Here is a 20,177-nt window from a genome sequence, read left to right as displayed (position 1 = left end):
ATTGCCTCCAGGTTTACAAAGGGAAGAATTGACTATATTTTCTCATCGAATAAACCGCTCAATCTTTCCACCTCACTCTGGGCTGTGTACATGGGGGTCCCGGCCAGAATGCCGGTGACATTACGGAAAGGTTTACCAATGTGCATCCCTTGATGGTCAATGGAAAATTCCCGGATATCTTTGTCGTGCATAGAACCCCGCATCTTTAGCACCGTAATTCCCCGGCGCATTTCGCCATACATTTCCACGTAACGCAAAAGAATAATCGAATCGGTAATGGTGGAAATATGGGCATCGGTAATGGAAGCTCCCCCTAGTAAATTGGGGGTAGTGGAAGTGAATAAACCACCAATTTCCTGTTGTTTAATAAAGGAAGTTAAGCCAATAATAAATTCGCGAAAACTTTTTAGGGTGGAAACCCGTTCTAGGGCAGAAAGACTGTCCACCGCCACCCGATTGGGCTTAAATTCTTGGATAATATCCTTCATCATGATCAGGTGGTTTTCCAAGTTGGTGGTTTCTGGATAGCGACAAACCACTTTTAGTTTGCCTTCCTTTTCCATTTGTTTGAAATCTACCCCCCAGCCGGTGGCATTGCGAATTAATTGTTCTCGACTTTCCTCAAAGGCAAAAACTAAACAGCGCTCTCCATTGGCCACGCCGCCGTCCATAAACTCCGTCACCATCAGGGTTTTACCAGTACCCGTTGCCCCGGAGACTAAAATAATCGAATCCCGGAAGAAGCCACTGCCACACATGCGGTCTAATTCTTCACTGCCGGAGGTGATGCGGATGTCGGAGGATTTTTGCTCCAGCTCGATCGCCGACAGGGGAATGATGACGATGCCTTTTTTATTAATGATAGTGAAGGGAAATTCGCCCTTTTGGTGGTCGGTGCCACGGTATTTAAGGATCTCGATGGTGCGACGACGTTTTTCATCGGCGAGGACGTTGCGGACAATGACCACGTTATCAGCAACAAATTCTTCCACTCCGTAACGGCTAATTTCACCGTATTCTTCCACCCGTTCGGCGGTCATAATGGCGGTGACTCCCAGTTCCCGGAGGGCAGAGGCCAAGCGGAATAGGTCACTGCGCACCTGGGCACTGTCACTGAGGTGACTAAAAATTGCCCCCAGGGAATCGAGGGAAATGCGACTGGCTTTATATTTACGGACAGCGTGTTCAATGCGGGCAATCAAGGCCCCTAGGTCATATTCACCGCTGACAATGGGGCGATCGCCTGGTTGGGGGGAAGCATCGACAAAAACCCATTTACCTTCGTTTTCCCATTGTTGAATATCCCAACCAAAACCCCGCATATTTTTCCGTAGGGCCTTGGGGGGTTCCTCAAAAGTGACAAAAACACCGTTTTCCCCCCGCTGAATACCTTCGACTAAAAATTGGGAAGCAAAAATAGTTTTAGCACTACCTGCTGTGCCGGCAATTAGGGTGGCGCGGCCGAGGGGGAGACCACCGTCGGACAGAAAATCAAAGCCTGGAATACCCGTCTCCAACTTCTCAATGCCATCTGTCTCTTGGTCGATCATCCTTTCACTGCCCCATACTCGTATTCGGAACCAACGGGAATTATACCAGTGTTGATAATGCCACCGATATCACCGATCTCAGCCAGGGGGCGATGATAGAATTTGCACAAGTTAATGGAAAGTGTTTATGATTCCAGCTTGGCTATGGATTGGGTTGATCGCTTTTGCCCTAGCCTTTGTGTGTAACCGTTTATCCCCCAGGGATTTGCGTTGGTTCAATCGCCTGCGTCGCCCTTCTTGGCTAACTTTTGAGTGGGCCATCCCCTTCATCTGGATTGCCATTTTCATTGCTGGAGCCATTTCCGCTACCCTAGCCTGGAATGCCACGGCGGACCCGGGACATCGCTGGGGATTAATGGTCGGCTATCTTCTGCTGGAATTGACTGTCATGGCCTACACCCCCGTGATGTGTAAACTCCGGAGTTTAAGGGTGGGCAGTATTATTGGTGCGACAGGTTTCTTTGTGGGGCTCGCCCTGGTGATCGCCGTTAGTCAAGTTTCCACCACTGCTTTTGGTTTCTTAGTACCGTTTTTGCTTTGGAGCCCCATTGGCACCTATGTCACCTGGGCCATGATTCCCCTCAATCCAGGGGAAATTTAGGGACTAAAGAGAAAAAAATAACGAAGGAAAGCTTGGGAAAAAAAAGGCTGGAGTCTAACACTAGCTATGGCTCCTTTGCCCAGGGGAGTTTCTCACAATTTTTATAGAACCCTTACAGAACATTGAGATGGGCGTTGATTGTTCTCAACACTAAAAATTCCCAGACAAAAAGAGAATGACCTAGATTTTGCTCTTTCACAGCCTTAACCTGGTTTTGGACGGCTTGCAAATTAAATGGTTTAGCTTTAATGCCGGTGTAGAGGCCAATGCCCACGGGCACGTAACGGGAGGCAGTATGAATACCAGAATTGGCAACGGTTTGTTGCACTTCCGCCGGAGTAGAACCGTAAACCTGCACCACCACTTCGTCAATAATGCCCTGCCTAACCCAAGCGAGCCAATCTTGGTTGTACTGACTGCGGGAAAATTGCTAGGGATTGGGGGAAAGGCTTAATTCCAGGTTAATTTCTACCTCGAATTAAATCTCGAATGATCAGCTTTTGTTCAGCGGTGTTACCGGAAAAAGTTCTTTCCGCCACCAGCTCAATTTCTACTCCAGTACCGGATTCCAAATCTTTAGGGGGAATTGGTAACTGACCAATATCAATGGTGAATTGATTGCCATTAACCGTGACCAAACTATCTTCGATTTCCCCTTCATAACGCAGAGTATAGGTAGAGGGAGGGCGAAACCTGGGGTCTTCATTAGTAACTCGATATCTGAGCCTAAACTTGGTGGCCATTAAATTGGATTGATTGGCTTCATCTACCAAAGAAAGCTTTAAATTATTCCCACTACCGGATAAGGTTAAACGCCCTAAACTAGTGGCATCCCCTTCCCACATGGCATTATAAACCACAAATTCGGTGACATTATTTCTCTGCTGGGTGGTACCTTCCAACCAAAGATTGCTTGGCAACTCCGGCGCAATTTGATTATCTTCCGTTAGGGTTAAACTCACATTGGTATTGGCAAAACGCTCAAAAGGTTGGGGGGCATTCCACACCACCAAAAAAGATCTTTCTATCCGGTCTAATAAAATTAAATACTCGTCGGCAATGACGGAACCTGGGGCCAACAATTGGGCTGCCCCTGGGCGAGTTTCCCAAATATTTTTGGACAGATTGAAGCCCTGATTTTTCAACACATCTAAGCTCACCGTAGTACCAGGTCGATCCGGCTCCAAGGGTCGGTCTAGATTCAGCACTGTCAACCGCCCAGTTAAACCGTCCTGCCCGGCAATACCTGATCGCCCATCCCGGCCATTAAGACCATTAAAACAACGAAATTCTTCGGTGGAACAACGGTAGCCACTATCCCCCGGACGGCCAGAACAACTTTCCACAGTCCAATAGGGCTGGCTACATTGGCAGGCTTGGCCTCCGCCCCCTCCCATACCCGGAGCGCCCCCTTTACCGCCAGCGGCCCCGACAAAAATTTGGTTGAGACTGTCGAGGTTGCGAGTGTAGATAGTGATAGAACCGCCATTGCCACCGTTCCCCCCATCACCGCCATCCCCACCGTCACTGCCATTGGCCATTTGCACGTCTTGCCGCTGGCTGGTATCCAAAGCAGGACAATTGGCTGGAGAGCCCTCTGCGCCAGGAGTCCCCGGAGCCCCATCCCTACCGGCTAGGTTAAGGGTCATGGGGGAACCGTCACTGAAAACCGTTAGGTCATCGGTGTTGGCACCGTCCTGGCCATCCACGCCCCTTGCCCCCGGTGCGCCGATGGAGCCAACATTTCTCCGTTGGCTTGCTTGGGCCAGAAGTAGGCATTCTCCATTGGTCAAAGGAGCGGCGGTTAGGCTAGAGGCAACTAGGTTGAGGGGAATAGCCAGGGCCAAAATGGAGGCAAAACGCAAATTAATTCTCCTTACAATGCAAAAACCCATGGGAAATTGTGGCACAGGTTTAAAGGGAAACCAAACTAATTTCCCTGACTGGGGGAAGTTGGGGGTTGGTTCCGTTCTAAATCATCTGGCAGTGAGCAATCTCAGTTTACCCTGGGATCAAAATCCCCAATAAGACCAATAACAATCCCCCTGCCCAGGCAAGGAAAAGGGGATAACCAATCAACATTTGGCCTTCTTCGTTGGCGATCGTGGCAAGTTGTAACTGGGGCGATAAACCCCGCACCACCATGCCGCTGACTTTTACTGACCCCAAGGCGATCGCCTCTAGGCGGATCTGGGGAGAACGAAAAGGAGGCAACAGTCTAGTCCAGAAAGGATAACGCACAGGAATTACCCCGGTGCGGTCATGAAAATACAATTTGGGCGCTCTCCAAACACTAGCTTGCACCAGGCGGAATTTACCTTGCCAATTAACCTGGGTACCCCAGATGGGACTTAAATTAGGGTCGCTGAGCACACTCACTACGGTGGGGGCCGCCACTTTCCTTTGCCCCAAACTTTGCCAGGCAGTACGCAGTAAGATGCCCGCCCCTAGACCCACCAGTATGGCTTGGTGTAGATGCAGTTTAAGAACGGGGTTTTCCTGTTGGGTCCACCAGCCCAAGCCCAGGGCAAACCAGAGGGGCAGCAGCCAAATAAGTACCTCAAGATAAAAGGATAAAGCTCTTTTTTTTGCTTCTTCCAGGGAGATTTGTCGACGGCTGAGCACTAGGTTATATTCCGTGTCCAGGTCTAACTGTTCGGCGTAATGACTCAACACCTGGAGCCTCTTACCTAAAAGGGGATGGGAACTACACCAGGTAATAATGCCCCGCCAGGGACTGCCCCAGTCCCAGAGGAGTAGATTGCCCACCATCTTCGGATCAAATCTTTCTCCCCGTTCACAGGCCGACGCTGTGTAGGCATCATAGTTAGCAAAGTTGCGCATACCTTCCAGAAATAAGGCTGGTTTCTCTGCTTGTCTTTCCCGTTTTACCAAAGCCCTGGTCATTTTCACTAGGGCACGAGTTAAGGCGTTGGGGTTACCAGTGTAGTTGACGGAAAAGTGGTCAGCGTAATATTCCCTTGTGCGGGCAAAGTAACGGTTGGACCCCTGGTTAATGCGAAACATGGCCAAGCAAATCCACACCAACGGGGTGATCAATATCTTGGCGATCGCCGGCTGGGAAGTCCGGGCCATTTGTAGCTCACAGTATAACCAGTAAAATACCTGTCCCCAACCGCTCATACAGGTCAATAGGGCGCAATCCCGGCGGACAATGTGGGCCAATTCATGACCCAGGAGGGTGGCAATTTCTTCGGCGCTTAGATAACGAAAAATCCCCTGACTGAGCACAACACGACTATTGTTTTGTTGCACGCCATAGGTAAACATAACGGGACGATTATCGGGAATAATCCCCAGCTTAGGAATGGGAAAAGTCTTTGCCCTGGCCACCCGCAACATTAATTCCCCGGCTTCGGGGCTATATTTTTGCACTGCGCCAAGGTTGACCCATTGGGTGCCATAAATACGTCGATTGATCAAATCAATTATGGGGACGTTGTAAAACAAGGCCAGGAAATTAACCACAATGCCCAGCCCCAGACTAATGGCCAGCAACTTTTGCCACTGTCCCTGGGCCAGCCACCAAGCCAGCGGTGTAAACAATACAGAAGTGGTTAAAAGGGGAACCAAGAGGCCCATACCGAAGATAAAAGGCAAACTATCCGCTACCCTGGGCAAAGCCACCTTAACCCGATTATTTTCCGCTCGACCGGCTTTCAAATTAGTGGACAGTACATCCTCATCCGCTTCCCCTTCAGCCCCATTCTCCTGTTTAAGGAGCATCAGCATCATCGTTTTAGCCCAATTTTGTACCTCTGGGTTTGGGTTCCGGGTTAAGTATTCGCAGATTTCCCGGGACTGATCAAATCTCCCTATGGCTCTGTAGGCCCTCACTAAGGCCATCTGAGCTTTGAGAAATTCGGGGGATTCCTGCTGGGGCACCCGGCGGCAAACCATTTCTAAAGCCTCGATCGCCGACTGATATTCTTGATTTTGCAGGGCTTTAAGTCCCTTTTGCAGGGTCAGGGCAATTTCATGGGCATTCATGGAAGTAAAAGCGGAGAAACGAGAACAGAGGAGCCGGAACTAGTATGGAGGCAAAAATTCCATTCTCCCACCCCCAATATGAGTTATGGAAAAGCGTTTTGCTTAATTTTCCTTGCCATCATCTGCACGACTTGGGGCGGAAGTATCCAGTTAGTCCAGTTTTCGGCGGGCAATGCTGGCTCCTCCCATGGATTCCAAAGATAGAAGCTGCCGCCATTGGCACGGGGATTTACTCGCCATGGTTTTGATAAAGTGTTGAGGCAAGTATTTTCCGGGAAAGCTCAGTGGATTCCGAGATTAATCATCGTGGTGGTTTGAGTGCTCCCCGCCCAAGGGAAACGTCACTTAATTTAGCTCTCTACCGGGGCTTGAAATGGGGGGTGGTGCGGCCACTGCTCCATGGATTGTTCCAGGCCCAGGTATATGGTCAGGAATTGGTGCCAACCCGGGGGCCGGCCTTGGTGGTGAGCAACCATGCCAGTTATTTTGACCCCCCATTTTTGTCCTGTGCCATGGCCCGGCCGGTGGCCTTTATGGCCAAGGAAGAGTTATTTAATGTGCCCCTGCTGGGTCCAGCCATTCGCCTCTATGGGGCCTATCCAGTCAAACGGGGCAGTGGCGATCGGGGAGCATTGCGGGCCGCCTTGACGGCGCTGGGGGATGGTTGGTTAGTGGGGGTCTTTCTGGAGGGAACCAGAACAAAGGATGGCCGCATTCACCAGCCAAAATTGGGGGCTGCCATGATTGCAGCTAAAGCCCAAGTGCCCATTATTCCCGTCAGCCTAGGGGGAGTAGAGCAAATTTTTCAGCCCGGTTCCCCCTGGCCCCATCCTGTGCCTTTAACTATTCGCATTGGTAAGGCGATCGCCCCTCCAGTAAAGAATAGGAAACCCGAATTGGAAGCGGTTACTAAAGCTTGCCAAGCCCAAATTCACGAGATGCTGGATTTAGGCAGGGATTAGTGATGGCATCCTTAGGGGAATTTTCTGTGGAAAACTATCGCTAAAAATGTGGAAAAAGTTACTTTTGTGGGGAAATAGACAGCAAAACTAAGCCTGTAGATCTGCCAACTTTTCCGGAGCAATGGCACCCTGTTCCGTAATGATGGCGGTGATCAAACTGGCGGGGGTAACATCAAAAGCCGGGTTATAAAATTCTGCTCCCTCTGGGGTAATGCGGTTCCCTTCTGGTTGGTAAATTTCCACCGGGTCCCGTTCTTCAATGGGAATCTGACTACCATCATCCAAAGCAAAATCCACCGTAGATAATGGGGCGGCCACAAAAAAGGGAATGGCATGCATTTTCGCCAACACCGCTAAGCCATAGGTGCCAATCTTATTGGCTATATCGCCATTTCTCGCAATGCGATCGGCCCCCACCACCACGGCGTCAATGCGTTGTTGTTGCATGCAATGGGCGGCCATGTTATCGGTAATCAGGGTGACGGGAATCCCTGCCTGCACACATTCCCACACGGTTAATTTCGCCCCCTGCAATCTAGGTCTGGTTTCATCGGCATAGACCCTGGCCAAGCGGCCCGCAGACCAGGCCGCCCGGATAACCCCGATCGCCGTACCGTAACCAGCAGTGGCCAAAGCGCCGGCATTGCAATGGGTGAGAATAGTCAACTGATGGGGTTCCCTTGGTAATACTTCAAGTCCTGCCGCCCCGATCGCCTGACAAGTACGCAGGTCATCGAGTTGAATTTGTTGGGCTTGGGAAAGGAGATTGGCCTTAATCTGCTCCACATTTTCGCCACTGTGGTAAGCCACATTCAACATCTGGTCAATGGCCCAGAATAGATTTACCGCCGTGGGTCGGGTTTGGCGTAGCTGATCCGCCACAAATTCCAACTGCACCACAAATTCCCTTAATTCCGTAGTTTGAATCCTCCTGGCCCCCAAATACATACCGTAGGCCGCCGCAACTCCAATGGCCGGTGCTCCCCGCACTACCATGGATTTAATCGCATGGCCCATGGCCTCATAGTCGGCGATCGCCACCTCTTTATATTCCAAAGGTAAACGGGTCTGGTCAATCAGAATTACTTGATCATCTCGCCACTGTACTGGATAAACATCATCAAAATTTGTAGATTGGGTCATGTTAAAAGTAACTTCTTAGCAGAGTGATAAATAGAAAATTGTTTCCCTTGCCAATATTAGCCCCTCGTCTTACTTAACCATGGAAATCTTTAATAATTGGCAAATTATTGCGAAGGGTTGGTATATCGTTTGTCCTAGCCGGACATTACGGCGGGGTCAAGCTAAATCCCTGGCCCTTTGTGGGCAAAAAATTGTCGTGTTTCGGGGAGAAGATGGAAAGGCTCGGGCCCTCCACGGCTACTGTCCCCACCTTGGCACAGACCTAGGTTTAGGGCAAGTTGAAGACAGCTGGATTCGTTGTAACTTTCATCGTTGGGCCTTTGATGAAACGGGTAAATGTCGCCATATTCCCTGTCAGTCGGAAATTCCCCCCAAAGCACAATTAGCGCCCTATGCCACCGCCGAAAAATATGGCTTTATTTGGATTTTTCCAGAGGAAATTGCCCCCAATGATTTACCAGAATTTGATGAACTCCAGGGTCAGAAACTGGTCACCCAAGCGGATAAAGCCTTTGAAAGAAAATGTCACCATCATATTTGCATGATGAACGGCATTGATGCCCAACATTTGAAGACAGTTCATCATCTTGACATCAAAATGGACTTATCCCTCCGACAAAACGCATCAGGAACCCAGATTGATTTCACCATGAAAGGCAATGTTCCAAACACCACCTTAAGAGAGAGCTTCATACATTATAGTAGTTTCAAATAAAGCTGAGACGCTAAACGCCACAGTAAGAACGGATAATTTCATCAAGAGACGTGTCAATAGGAGCGTACATTCTAGCTCGTTTCAAGGCACTAAAGTCATGCTCAATATCATTTAAATCAGGAGAATATTTCGGCAAAAAAAGAACTTCATGACCTGCTTCTTTAGCCAATTCTTTAATGGCAGTTTTACGATGAATAGGAGCATTATCCATTATTAATATTGATGGAATGTCGAGGGAGGGTAGCAAATATAATTTTAACCATCCTTCAAAGCCTTCTGCATTCAAACTCCCGGTAAAAACCATCGGCGCAATCAAATCTTTTTTTCCTTTTCTTCTCCCTGCTACTAGATTTTCTCTGACTCCCCTTTTTCCTTGTCTATCTCCATAAACTTTTTTTCCTTTTTTTGACCAGGCATAAATACAAGCCTGGATTGCTTCGAATCCAGATTCATCTATGTAAACTATAGCTTGACTACCATAGAGCTTAATTAGTTCTCTTAACATTCTATAGTACTTAACTCGTTCCTCCCGGTTTCTTTCTCGATAACGTAGTTCTTTTTTTTTCTGTTTATTTTCATTTTCTTTAATGCGTAATATACGGCACTCGGCCTCACTCCAAATTTCTTGGCTCTGTCTATCAATCTTGCATCGGGATTTTCTTCTACGTCTTTTTTTAGAGCTTCCCAGTCTAATTTCCTATGGCGACGCTCTACTTTTGTTGGGCTTAAATCTACTCTATTTAACCATCTGTATATCGAGGCTTTTCCTATTTTATATATCTTGGAAGCCTCAGTTATTTTTCCTCCAGCTTCTATATAAGCTACTACCCTTTGCCTTAAATCTAAACTGTAAGCCATTGTTTAAACCTGTTCATTTTGTACACTCCATAATTTTACATTAAATTCTCTCATCGTTAATTGAAATGACTATATTTTTTGGGAGAAACCTATGAATATTCCATGCGTTATGACAATGGTTGCATTGGTTTACTGACCATTATGAAAAATGTCCGTTTTTTTCCTCCTCTACACATGATTTATGCCTACGTTCCCCTGCCCAGCTTGCACGGTGATGATGTCAATCTAGAGTTGAGTAAAATTCGCATCCAGCCCATCTACGTTACGGCAAAACGTCGTGGCATTATGGGCTATTTGGTCAGTCATTTTCTCTTGCTTTGCACAAAATTAGCTTACTATTTCCTGCGCCATGAAGACGGTTTGATTTATGACAATATTCAATTTAAGCCCAATATTCTATTGAGTGTTGATAAACCGCTAGCCCACTACATTAACTATGTAAACCATTTGGAGCCTTCTGCCTGGTCAAGACAAGAAGTAAAGGAGTAACTGACTAGTTTTCCATTTAAATGGAGCTAAGCGGGCTCGAACCGCTGACCCCTTGCATGCCATGCAAGTGCTCTACCAACTGAGCTATAGCCCCGAGTCACAGTATTCTATTGTGCTGAAAGTGGTGCCCATTGTCAAGCTTTTTACCAAAATTATCCTTGATCTTCTTTTCCCCTAGGGTTCTGGAACAGCGATCGCCAGGGTGGTTTTCCCCTATCGATGGGGGCTGGTTACCATTCATAATCCCGATGCCCAAACCATGTAAAATACAGGGTGATTGTTAAGTTTTTTTAACAGAAAAAGCAAAAGGAGGTTGCCATGGAACGCACATTTATCATGATCAAGCCCGATGGGGTACAACGGCAATTAATTGGGGAAATTGTTGGCCGTTTCGAGAAAAAAGGCTTCAAATTAGTCGCCATGAAGGTGATGACTGTCTCCCAAGAATTAGCCGAAAAACATTACGAAGCTCTCAACGACAAACCGTTCTTTTCCGGCTTGGTGAACTTCATTTGTTCCTCTCCCGTGGTGGCCATGGTCTGGGAAGGTAATTCCATCGTTTCTACTTCCCGCCAAATGATTGGTGCAACTGATCCCCATGCTGCCGCCCCTGGTACTATCCGGGGAGATTACGGTGTGTCCGTTGGTCGCAACATTATCCATGGTTCCGATGCCATTGAAACCGCTAAACGGGAAATTTCCCTCTGGTTTAAGGATGAGGAAGTGAATGAATGGGATGCCACCCTTAACCCTTGGTTGTACGAGTAGATCATTCCCATAACTTTTTGCTTAACCGCCATGGCGATGGAAGTGCAACTATTGTGGGCCAAAATTCCCTTTGTTGGTCGCTGGGCTGTCCACTACTGGTATGTGGTCGGCGATCGCCATGGTCAGAGCTTGGAGAATTTACAAAGATGGGAGGTGTGGCAACGGCGAGAGTTGAAGCTCCCTAGTTGGGGTCATCTCCATCAAAATCTGCTGACTCCCTATGGAGGAGTGGGTAACGGCCCCAGTTTTTTAGCCCAGCAATGGTCTGGCCCCATTGGCGATCGCCTGGGGGAAATTATTCTCAACAGTCCCCAAATCTATCCCCACTGTTACAGCTATCGTTACTGGCCCGGCCCCAATAGCAACACCTATGCCCAATGGGTACTAGAACAGGCCGCCATCAATTTTGACCTGGGCCGACTGGCAGTGGGAAGGGGCTATGGCCAATCTATTTTTTCTCGGTTTTCCCATGGACATCGCCAGTTGGAACGTTAATTCCGTCCGCAGTCGTCAGCAACATATCCTCGATTGGTTGGGCACAAACCCTGTTGATGTACTTTGTTTGCAAGAAACTAAGGTGGTGGATGAAGATTTTCCCCGGCAACCGTTTGAAGAGGCGGGCTACCATTGCCATATTTCTGGGCAAAAGTCCTATAACGGCGTGGCCATTTTCAGTCGGGAACCATTGCAAGACGTGAAAATCGGTTTTGCGGCCCTAGTGGAGCCAGCCTTGACGGGGGATTTGGATGAACAAAAACGAGTGATCAGTGGCGTTTATGACGGTGTGCGGATCGTTAATCTCTACGTTCCCAATGGATCTGCCCTCGACAGTGAAAAGTATTTGTATAAATTGCGGTGGTTAAACTTACTGCAGACCTATCTGGAGCAACTGCGCCGTAGTGACACCCCAGAATTTTTGGTCTGTGGAGATTTCAACATTGCCCCAGAAGACCGGGATATCCATGACCCAGTGGGCCGGGAGAATCATATTATGGCCACTGCCATGGAACGGGAAGCTTTAACGGAAGTGTTGGCGATCGCCAATTTGCAGGATGCTTTCCGTAAATTTACCGAAGAAACGGGCCATTACAGTTGGTGGGATTATCGCACTAGGGGCTTTAGTCGCAACCGGGGGTGGCGCATTGACCACCATTATCTAACTCCCCAACTCTACGACCAGGCCCAAAAATGTTGGATAGATAGGGAACCCAGGGGTTGGGAAAAACCCAGTGACCATGCTCCGGTGGTGGTAACTATCAACAATTAACTAGCTAGAAGAGGAAGATCCTTTTTCCTTACGGGGGGCCACAGAGGGACTGTTTTCATTGATATACCAACTCAAAATTCCTCCGGCGATCGCCGCCGCTGCCAAGAATAGCAACACTGGGGTTAAACCAAATAAACTTTCCGCTACCCCCGCCAGGGCCAAGGGCAAAGACAGGGCAATATTATTGACGTTATTTTCCAGGCCAAATACTTTGCCGTGGAATTCCGGGTCCGTTTCCACCTGCATCAGCGTTTGCATGGGCACCCCCACCATGGCAGCGAAAAAACCCATGATGGTGATGGCAATAAAAGTCAGCACTAAACTGTGGTCAAACAGGGCTAATCCGGTCAGACAAACCCCCATGCCCAGGGAGCCCCAGAGTGCCAATTCCGTGGGGGAAAACCGTTGGCCAATGTAACCAATGCTCAAGGCTCCGATCGCCATACCCAAACCACCAAAAGCTAGTAAAAAACCGAATTGGGAAGCCTTTAACCCCGGTAGTTGGGCCGCCATACTCACCGCCAGTACGGATAGAGCAGCAAAAATGGAAAATAAAATCAATAATTGAATCAGGGCATTGCGTACCCGATGATTTTCCTGGAGATAACGGATGCCATCTTGGATATCACTCAGCACATGGGGGTGGACCAAGTCCGGATCAGCTTGCTTTTCCCCTGTTTTCAGCATTAGCAACACAATGCCGGCCATCAAGTAACAACTTGCCACCACCAGCACCGGTCCCAGATCTCCAGCCCGGGGGAAAAGACTATCCGCCAAGCTAAGCAGGGGTTCCCCGATGGCAAAACCCACAATCAGCACCCCCATCATGGTTAAGGTAGTGAGGGAATTGGCCGCCAATAGATTCCGCCGCCGCACCACCAAGGGAGTGGCCGATTGCTCCGCCGGGGCAAAAAACTGGGTTAGGGTGGACACCGCAAAGGTAACCACCAACAGAATCGCAAAACCCAAGGGCAAAGCAAAATACTGGTGTTCTTCTGTTTGCCAACGACGTAGAAAACTAGGTAGCCATCCTACTGGCAAGTTAATATTCTGGCGATCGCCGAACCAGAGCAGAAACGGCAACAGCAAAATCAAAATGCCCCGGCAAAAGTTAGTGACTACCAACACCTGTTTCTTTTGCCAGCGGTCAACGTAGACCCCAGCTAAGGAGCCAAATAGCACCGCCGGAATCGTGTTGGCGATCATAATGGCCGACACCCAACCGCTAATGGATTGATTTTCCCCCTGGTAATGGTTGGCGATCAGGGCAATCATCAAAACTAGATAAAACTTGTCGGCCAACTGAGAGAAAATTTGGCCAACCCAGAGGAACAAAAAGCGGGAATTTCTTAAAACCGGGCCAAAGCCTTGATTTGCACTCAGCAACTTAGATTCCATGCACAGGGGGTAGGAGGAAAAATAGGCAGTTAATCGATCAGGAGCACAATCATAAACAAACTCCCACGGTTAACTATTCCATTCTCCCAAACGGTGAACGTATTGCGCCGCTCCCCCAGCATACTAATCGGCGAAAATATATTTCCTCAGATCTTCGGGATTGGGTTCGGGGCTAGACTCGGCAAAGGCCAGGGCATCGTCAATTACTTCTTGAATGCGTTTATCGATCGCCTTTAGCTCTTCATTGCTGGCTAATTCGTGTTCCGTCATGAAAGCGGCAAATTTCTTAATTGGGTCCCGGGCAGCCCAAAACTGTTTTTCTTCGGCAGAACGGAGTTCATCGGGATCCGCTAGGGAGTGACCCCGGAAACGATAGGTCAACGCTTCAATCAAGGTAGGCCCTTCGCCTGCCCTGGCCCTAGCCACTGCTTCCGTTGCTACTTTATGCATTGCCACCACATCCATACCATCCACTTCTACCCCCACCATGTTGAACACACTGGCTTTTTTGTAGATTTCTGGTTGGGACGTTGCCCGCTCGTGGGCCATACCGATCGCCCATTTATTATTTTCCACCACAAACAGAATGGGCAGTTTCCACAGGGCGGCCATGTTCAGGCATTCAAAAAACTGGCCGTTATTACTGGTGCCATCACCGAAGAAACAGGCGGTAACTTGGTCGTAGCCGTCATCTTTCAACACTTCCCGGCGGTACTTAGTTTGAAACGCCGCTCCCAGGGCCACGGGAATCCCTTCCCCGATGAACGCAAAGCCCCCCAGGAGATTATGGGCCGAGGAAAATAGGTGCATAGAACCACCCCGACCCCGACTGCAACCGGTTTCCTTACCAAACAGTTCCGCCATTACTTCCCGAGCTGGAACTCCCGCACTGAGGGCATGAACATGGTCTCGATAGGTACTGCAAACGTAATCCTCATCCTGGCGCATGGCTTTGATTATCCCAGAGGACACCGCTTCCTGGCCGTTGTAGAGGTGGACAAAACCAAACATTTTGCCCCGGTAATACATCTCAGCGCATTTATCCTCGAAGAAGCGACCCAGGACCATGTCTTCGTAAAGCACTAAGGCGGTTTCTCTGTCCAGGGAAATTTCTGCGGTGTTCAATTCAGGCAAAATGCGTTCTGAAACCATAGTACAATTTGCAGTAGATAAAGGGGAAGGGGTTTTATATCCCTGTTAGATTCTATGCGAAGTCGGTCAGCCCCATCTAGTCGGGGTAGGATAGAACACAATCTGATCACTTTGGTCTTTGAGCATTGTGAGTGTTTCATTGGTAATCGGTAGCCCCCATGTCTAGTTCCCGTGGCCCCTATAAGAGTCGTCTTTTTACCAATCTCAATCGCCAATCCCAACGGTTACGCGATCGCCTGGGGGAAACAGTACGTCATCTGCGGGTGGCTGCGGAATGGGGCGTACAGGCTTTAATTTATCCCTTTTACTGGTTACTCCATCCAGAAAAGTGGTTAGGGCCAGTGTTGGGGAGCGGGGGCAATCAGCATCAACGGGTTTTACCTGCCGGAAAAGATGGAGACAAGGTAAATTCTGGGGATAGGGGAGATTTGGCGATCGCCGTTGACCAGCCCATTGAAACGGTACTTACCTCCCTCCAAGCTTGGTTTGACCATGCTGAAGTGGAGCAAACTGGTCAGGGTTTAGTTTTAGTCCAAGATTTCTCCGCTTTAGTCAATCATCAATCCCCTGGGGAAAATATTGTTTCAGTTCATAATCAAGACCTAGCTTTACCCGGACAGCCAGAAAAACCGGCTTTACCCCCCAGTGCCCACCCATCCCTGCTAGCTAAATTGGGGGAACAGGTTAAAAGCATTTTCCAAACTGACAACAATGCCATTGTTATTCAAGGTTTAGCTTCCCGTTGTGGCGATCGCCGGTTAGTGCTGACCACCAAAGACAATTTGACTCTGGATGTGTTTTCCTCGGAGCAACAGCAACAATTGCAACAACAAATCCGGCGGGAGTTGGCCCAATGGCATTATCAACGTCGTCGGCAATGGGCTTTACAGGCCCAAAATTGGCGGGGTATCCCTCTGATTACCGGCAAAAGTGACCAGAGTGGGGATCTGGAACGACAACCCCGAGTGATTGCGCCCCTGGATTGGCTCTGGCAGGGCATTTACCGTTGGCAAACTAGACCGCCCTTAACGACCTTGGGACAATCCACCGGGGCCATTATCCCCACAGCGGTTTCAACCCCCGATCTTAATGGCTTAAAACATTGGCTCACCCAGACTGCCACAACCCTGGGACAACAACCCGTTATTGAAGCCACCGTAGTTAAATCTCAACAACTATCCCAACAAATTGTCGAAGTGCTGCCCCCTACAGTGCAACATCTGGGGCAGGGTTTACAGCATCGGGTACAACAAACCCTCGAGCAATTATTCAATTCCGATCGCCATCCGGTTAATGGCCCTGATCCGTTCGAGTTAAAAGTGATTCTCCAAGCGGCGATCGCCTACTTTTTCGGTCCCCAGAGAAGTGGTTCAGCCCAATCGTTGGCAGGGGAAGGGGGAAATAATCCTGTTTTACCAGGGGAAAATTCCAGTCCGTGGTTGGCTTGGGAAGAATTGTTTGCTGATTTGCCCATGCCCGCCATGGTTACGCCTCTACTGGGCCAAGGCAATGGATCCGCTACCACAGCCCATACCGTTGAACAATGGACAGAGGAAAGCATTGAAAATCCCCACAATTTTGCGTTGGTTCCTGGTAATAATTCCCCGGCGATCGCCCCTAATCGCCGTGGTCGTAAACACCCTGGCCGTAAGCAATCCGCCTTGGTAAATTCCGTTTTCCCCAGTCCCCCTGGGATGGTGGCGCAAGATCCCTGGCTGGAGGAGGATTGGGCTTTAGATGAATTAGAGGAAAAAGTTGTGTCTGCCCAAGGGGAGACTAAACCCCAAGGAAAATCGCTTCACTCCACGGGGCAAATGGCCCATCAAAGGCGATCGCCCCAAGAATTGGAAACCGCTTTTGATTGGATTGAAACCCAGGCCCAGAGTTTGGGCTATGACAAACACGTCTTGGTTTGGTGCTTGGAATGGCTTGATCGTCTGGTGTACGGCTTGGAACAATTACTGGGAAAAATTTGGCAATGGCTCCGGCAAAAATTTGGCCAGACGACGGGAGGAGCGGATGTTTTGCCCCCTTCTTCTTAGGGTTGGAGAAAATGAGTCCTTGATTCTTCTCCAGCAAACTTTTGGGTAATTCAGGAAAGAGGCGAACTTAAAAATCAAACACCTCCGCTTCGGCTAGGGGAAGACCCCGTTGATCCTTGAGAGATAATAGGGGAGTGGTGGTTAACGACCAATCAATGCCAATGGCCGGGTCATTCCACAATAGGGTGCGCTCATAGGACGGTGCATAGTAATCCGTTGCTTTATACAGCACCTCTGCCTCCGGGGAAAGAACGGCGAAACCGTGGGCAAAACCGGCGGGAATCCATAGCTGTCTTTTATTGTGGTCATTGAGCACACAACCCACCCACTGGCCAAAACTAGGGGAATTACGGCGCAGATCCACTGCCACATCAAAAATTTCTCCCCGGGCCACCCGAACTAATTTTCCCTGGGGATGCTGGATTTGATAATGTAACCCCCGCACTACCCCCTGACGAGAAAAGGAATGATTGTCCTGCACAAAATGGGGTTCTATGCCCACTGCCTGCTGGAAAACCTTGTCGTTGTAGCTCTCAAAGAAAAAACCCCGTTCATCGCCAAAGACTTTGGGCTCCAAAATCAACACATCGGCGATAGTTGTGGGAATCACGTTCACAGATTAAATTCCTCTTTAGGGTTACGACACCCGAAAAAATACCATTAATCCGGCAGTGGAGAAAAATCTGGAAAGATTAAACGGCCAAGAATTTTTGGATAACTTCCTGGCTCAAGGTTTGGGTTTCCCCGGACGCCACAATGCCTCCTTTTTGCATGGCATAGTAACGATCAGCGTTGATCAATCCCTTTATGTTGCTGAATCCCAGGGGCTTAATCGCTGTTATTTTGCTCCCTAAATAGGCTGATTATTATTCCAAAGCTAATGAAAAATTATCCCTTGTCTTATGCTTTGTAAGGTTTCACTCGATAATTCCCCCAATTTCCGATCTAGTCTTGTCGTTGGAATAGATCCTAAGAGCGTGTTTGAAAAGTAGGGTGAAGAATGGAAAATGGTGAAAAGAATAAAATTTTCACCATAATTAATGATAATTCGAGAATTTTACAGCACGGACATCACAGATAGCCAGTGGCAATTGGTAGAACCTCATTTACCCAAAGCAAAAACTGGGGGAAGAAAACGGAAAACTAGTCTGCGGGAGATACTCAATGCTATTTTTTACATGCTCAGAACGGGGTGTGCCTGGCGACTTCTGCCCCATGATTTTCCTAAATGGCGAACGGTCTATGGTTATTTCCAGCCATGGCACGAAGATGGTACCTGGAAAAAATTAAACCGTATCTTCCGTGAGAAAGTTCGGCTCAAAGCTGGAAGAAATACTCACCCTAGTGCCGGTTGTTTAGATTCACAGTCACTTAAAAAGGCTGGAACTGGCCAAGAAACTGGCTATGACGGCGGAAAAAAGGTCAATGGTCGTAAACGTACAATCCTCGTGGATACCATGGGATTACTTCTCGATGTTGTCGTCCATGGTGCCCATCGCTCCGACCATCAGGGTCTGATTCTACTTGCTACCTGGTTTGCTCCCCTTTGGCAGTGCCTGCAAGTTATATGGACTGATAGCACCTTTGGCGGAAAGGATTTTATCTATTGGGTGGAGCATACTTTTGGTTGGAATTTGAATGTCGTCAGCAAAAAGCAGGGACAAAAAGGTTTTGAAGTCTTACCCCGCCGTTGGGTAGTCGAGCGCACCTTTGCTTGGTTTGGTCGCTATCGTCGTTTAAGCAAGGATTATGAATATTTACCTACCACCAGTGAGACCATGCTCTATGTTGCCATGGTTCATCTCATGCTTCAAAGGCTTGCTTAAAACTTTTCAAACACTTTCTAAGAGCGTGTTTGAAAAGTAGGGTGAAGAATGGAAAATGGTGAAAAGAATAAAATTTTCACCATAATTAATGATAATCCGAGAACTTTACAGCACGGACATCAGTGATAGTCAGTGGCAATTGGTAGAATCCAATCTCCCCCAAGCAAAAAGTGGGGGAAGAAAACGGAAAACTAATCTGAGGGAAGTGCTTAATGCCATTTTTTACATGCTCAGAGCGGGTTGTGCTTGGCGACTTCTACCCCATGATTTTCCCAAATGGCGAAGAGTCTATGGTTATTTCCGACAGTGGCAGGAAGACGGTACCTGGAAAAAATTGAATCACATCCTCAGAAAGAAGATTCGACTTAAGGCCGGAAGAAATGCCAACCCTAGTGCTGGTTGTTTGGACTCACAGTCAGTGAGAAAGGCTGGCGCTGGACAAGAAAGCGGTTATGACGGTGGAAAAAAGGTCAATGGTCGTAAACGTACAATCCTCGTGGATACCATGGGATTACTTCTCGATGTTGTGGTTCACAGCGGTCATCGCTCAGACCACCAAGGTCTTACTCTACTCGGTACTTGGTTTGCTCCTCTATGGCAGTGCCTGCAATTGATATGGACTGATAGCATTTTTGACAGTAAGAATTTTACTGCCTGGGTTAATGAGACCTTTGGCTGGAATTTGGAAGTCGTCAGCAAAAAGAATGGACAAAAGGATTATGAATATTTACCTACCACCAGTGAGACAATGATTCATGTTGCCATGCTCCATCTCATACTCCGAAGGCTTTGCCTCGAACTTTTCAAACATATTCTTAGGCTATGTAATGACAAAATAGTTATAAAATTATAACGATATATTTAAAGTTAAATTACTTTAAGTTGACAAAAGCACGACAGAGAGTTATAATGGGGTCATTGCAAGGAAATTACTTGCTGTCGTTAGATGGAGGGTTATCAATGGATAACCAGAATGTAGCTTTGGCAAAAGAAACCAATGCTAAAAATAGTCATGGCCAACATTTCAGTGATGGGAGCGACCTAATTCCCTCTGAAGTTGCCGCCAAGGGATTGACAGAGAGGGAGAAGCCTCTGACTCCAGAGTCGGAAATGAAAGAAACAACCGGCAAAGCCAATGCGCCCTCTTCCCCCAACGTTGAGCCTGCCTACCGGATCACCGATTCGGGTTTGATCAATGCTTATCCTGTTTCTCCTCCTGTATCAGAAATCGATCCAAATTCCAAGAAACAGTTTAGACGGAATTTAATTGGTTTCGGGTTGGCTGCCAATTTGGCTTTAGCCCTAATCGTGATAGTCCTATCTATCACTGGCAGATTCTAGACCAAGCAAGTTTGGCCAATCAGTCAAATAAATATTTCCACAAAACAACATTAA

At 48.2% G+C, this 20,177-nt stretch carries 21 protein-coding genes, 1 tRNA gene and 1 pseudogene; 11 read left to right on the top strand and 12 right to left on the bottom strand.

All coding sequences use genetic code 11. The annotated features are described in order from the left end of the window. Positions 1 to 32 precede the first annotated feature (32 nt). A complete protein-coding gene (gene kaiC / locus C7I86_RS10645) occupies positions 33 to 1,550 on the bottom strand; it encodes a circadian clock protein KaiC (protein WP_010873229.1) in 1,518 nt (505 codons plus the stop codon). 121 nt (positions 1,551 to 1,671) lie between these two features. Here kaiC and C7I86_RS10640 point away from each other — a divergent pair, with 121 nt between their 5' ends. Beyond that, positions 1,672 to 2,151: a TspO/MBR family protein gene (locus C7I86_RS10640; RefSeq protein WP_010873228.1), complete on the top strand. Its 480-nt coding sequence runs from the start codon at positions 1,672 to 1,674 to the stop codon at positions 2,149 to 2,151. A gap of 112 nt (positions 2,152 to 2,263) precedes the next feature. On the opposite strand, the gene C7I86_RS10635 is transcribed toward C7I86_RS10640, so the two are convergent. From C7I86_RS10635 to C7I86_RS10625, 3 genes are all read right to left on the bottom strand, one after another. Then, positions 2,264 to 2,515 (bottom strand): hypothetical protein, encoded by a 252-nt coding sequence (locus C7I86_RS10635; protein ID WP_010873227.1) that lies wholly within the window; start codon positions 2,513 to 2,515, stop codon positions 2,264 to 2,266. Between the two features lie 97 nt (positions 2,516 to 2,612). Beyond that, entirely contained in the window at positions 2,613 to 4,016 is a 1,404-nt protein-coding gene (locus tag C7I86_RS10630) for a collagen-like protein (protein WP_020862228.1), read from the bottom strand. A 136-nt stretch (positions 4,017 to 4,152) separates the two neighbouring features. Continuing rightward, positions 4,153 to 6,162, bottom strand: a complete 2,010-nt coding sequence (locus C7I86_RS10625; RefSeq protein WP_010873225.1) for a M48 family metallopeptidase — start codon at positions 6,160 to 6,162, stop codon at positions 4,153 to 4,155. A 284-nt stretch (positions 6,163 to 6,446) separates the two neighbouring features. On the opposite strand from C7I86_RS10625, the gene C7I86_RS10615 reads away from it, so the two are divergent. After that, positions 6,447 to 7,124: a 1-acyl-sn-glycerol-3-phosphate acyltransferase gene (locus C7I86_RS10615; RefSeq protein WP_010873224.1), complete on the top strand. Its 678-nt coding sequence runs from the start codon at positions 6,447 to 6,449 to the stop codon at positions 7,122 to 7,124. Positions 7,125 to 7,211: 87 nt separating this feature from the next. Here C7I86_RS10615 and mtnA read toward each other — a convergent pair whose 3' ends face one another. Further along, complete coding sequence (gene mtnA, locus C7I86_RS10610; RefSeq protein ID WP_010873223.1) at positions 7,212 to 8,267, bottom strand: S-methyl-5-thioribose-1-phosphate isomerase; 1,056 nt, start codon at positions 8,265 to 8,267, stop codon at positions 7,212 to 7,214. Positions 8,268 to 8,346: 79 nt separating this feature from the next. Here mtnA and C7I86_RS10605 point away from each other — a divergent pair, with 79 nt between their 5' ends. Further along, entirely contained in the window at positions 8,347 to 8,982 is a 636-nt protein-coding gene (locus C7I86_RS10605; RefSeq protein ID WP_010873222.1) for an aromatic ring-hydroxylating dioxygenase subunit alpha, read from the top strand. Between the two features lie 10 nt (positions 8,983 to 8,992). On the opposite strand, the gene C7I86_RS10600 is transcribed toward C7I86_RS10605, so the two are convergent. Together C7I86_RS10600 and C7I86_RS19185 are read right to left on the bottom strand one after the other, a co-directional pair. Beyond that, the gene (locus tag C7I86_RS10600) at positions 8,993 to 9,571 is read right to left on the bottom strand and encodes an IS630 family transposase (protein WP_223211245.1); all 579 of its coding nucleotides are present in this window, start codon (positions 9,569 to 9,571) and stop codon (positions 8,993 to 8,995) included. Further along, on the bottom strand, positions 9,481 to 9,840 hold the full coding sequence (locus C7I86_RS19185; protein ID WP_010871315.1) for an IS630 transposase-related protein: 360 nt from the start codon (positions 9,838 to 9,840) through the stop codon (positions 9,481 to 9,483). Before C7I86_RS19185 ends, C7I86_RS10600 begins: the two co-directional genes overlap by 91 nt. Positions 9,841 to 9,918: 78 nt before the next feature. Here C7I86_RS19185 and C7I86_RS10595 point away from each other — a divergent pair, with 78 nt between their 5' ends. Continuing rightward, positions 9,919 to 10,329 (top strand): hypothetical protein, encoded by a 411-nt coding sequence (locus C7I86_RS10595; protein ID WP_020862230.1) that lies wholly within the window; start codon positions 9,919 to 9,921, stop codon positions 10,327 to 10,329. Between the two features lie 21 nt (positions 10,330 to 10,350). On the opposite strand, the gene C7I86_RS10590 is transcribed toward C7I86_RS10595, so the two are convergent. Beyond that, a tRNA-Ala gene (locus tag C7I86_RS10590) sits at positions 10,351 to 10,423 on the bottom strand. A 224-nt stretch (positions 10,424 to 10,647) separates the two neighbouring features. Between C7I86_RS10590 and ndk the strand changes: the two genes are divergently transcribed. From ndk to xth, 3 genes are read left to right on the top strand one after another with little or no spacing between them, the layout of a single operon-like run. Further along, a complete protein-coding gene (gene ndk, locus C7I86_RS10585) occupies positions 10,648 to 11,097 on the top strand; it encodes a nucleoside-diphosphate kinase (RefSeq protein WP_010873220.1) in 450 nt (149 codons plus the stop codon). A gap of 30 nt (positions 11,098 to 11,127) precedes the next feature. Beyond that, positions 11,128 to 11,592 (top strand): DUF3750 domain-containing protein, encoded by a 465-nt coding sequence (locus tag C7I86_RS10580; RefSeq protein ID WP_010873219.1) that lies wholly within the window; start codon positions 11,128 to 11,130, stop codon positions 11,590 to 11,592. After that, positions 11,567 to 12,364 (top strand): exodeoxyribonuclease III, encoded by a 798-nt coding sequence (gene xth, locus C7I86_RS10575; protein WP_014407127.1) that lies wholly within the window; start codon positions 11,567 to 11,569, stop codon positions 12,362 to 12,364. The genes C7I86_RS10580 and xth overlap by 26 nt, the downstream gene beginning before the upstream one ends. On the opposite strand, the gene C7I86_RS10570 is transcribed toward xth, so the two are convergent. Beyond that, positions 12,365 to 13,762 carry an MFS transporter gene (locus tag C7I86_RS10570; RefSeq protein ID WP_010873217.1) on the bottom strand — a complete coding sequence of 466 codons (1,398 nt, stop codon included), beginning with the start codon at positions 13,760 to 13,762 and terminating at the stop codon, positions 12,365 to 12,367. It lies immediately after the preceding gene. A gap of 123 nt (positions 13,763 to 13,885) precedes the next feature. Continuing rightward, positions 13,886 to 14,914 (bottom strand): pyruvate dehydrogenase (acetyl-transferring) E1 component subunit alpha, encoded by a 1,029-nt coding sequence (gene pdhA / locus C7I86_RS10565; protein WP_010873216.1) that lies wholly within the window; start codon positions 14,912 to 14,914, stop codon positions 13,886 to 13,888. Positions 14,915 to 15,072: 158 nt separating this feature from the next. On the opposite strand from pdhA, the gene C7I86_RS10560 reads away from it, so the two are divergent. After that, entirely contained in the window at positions 15,073 to 16,956 is a 1,884-nt protein-coding gene (locus tag C7I86_RS10560; RefSeq protein WP_010873215.1) for a hypothetical protein, read from the top strand. A gap of 67 nt (positions 16,957 to 17,023) precedes the next feature. On the opposite strand, the gene rfbC is transcribed toward C7I86_RS10560, so the two are convergent. Continuing rightward, a complete protein-coding gene (gene rfbC, locus C7I86_RS10555) occupies positions 17,024 to 17,572 on the bottom strand; it encodes a dTDP-4-dehydrorhamnose 3,5-epimerase (RefSeq protein WP_010873214.1) in 549 nt (182 codons plus the stop codon). Positions 17,573 to 17,648: 76 nt separating this feature from the next. After that, positions 17,649 to 17,747 (bottom strand): annotated as a pseudogene (locus tag C7I86_RS10550) (ABC transporter ATP-binding protein); the annotation flags it as partial. 249 nt (positions 17,748 to 17,996) lie between these two features. Between C7I86_RS10550 and C7I86_RS10545 the strand changes: the two are divergent. From C7I86_RS10545 to C7I86_RS10535, 3 genes are all read left to right on the top strand, one after another. Further along, positions 17,997 to 18,782: an IS5 family transposase gene (locus C7I86_RS10545; protein ID WP_010873213.1), complete on the top strand. Its 786-nt coding sequence runs from the start codon at positions 17,997 to 17,999 to the stop codon at positions 18,780 to 18,782. Between the two features lie 88 nt (positions 18,783 to 18,870). Next, on the top strand, positions 18,871 to 19,635 hold the full coding sequence (locus C7I86_RS10540; protein ID WP_010873212.1) for an IS5 family transposase: 765 nt from the start codon (positions 18,871 to 18,873) through the stop codon (positions 19,633 to 19,635). A 56-nt stretch (positions 19,636 to 19,691) separates the two neighbouring features. After that, positions 19,692 to 20,123, top strand: a complete 432-nt coding sequence (locus C7I86_RS10535; RefSeq protein WP_010873211.1) for a hypothetical protein — start codon at positions 19,692 to 19,694, stop codon at positions 20,121 to 20,123. Positions 20,124 to 20,177: the final 54 nt, after the last annotated feature.

The sequence above is a fragment of the Synechocystis sp. IPPAS B-1465 genome (genome assembly GCF_003015225.1).
Taxonomy (GTDB): Bacteria; Cyanobacteriota; Cyanobacteriia; order Cyanobacteriales; family Microcystaceae; genus Synechocystis.
Note: the sequence above shows the minus strand (reverse complement) of the source record. Positions and strands in the feature narration are given on the sequence as shown.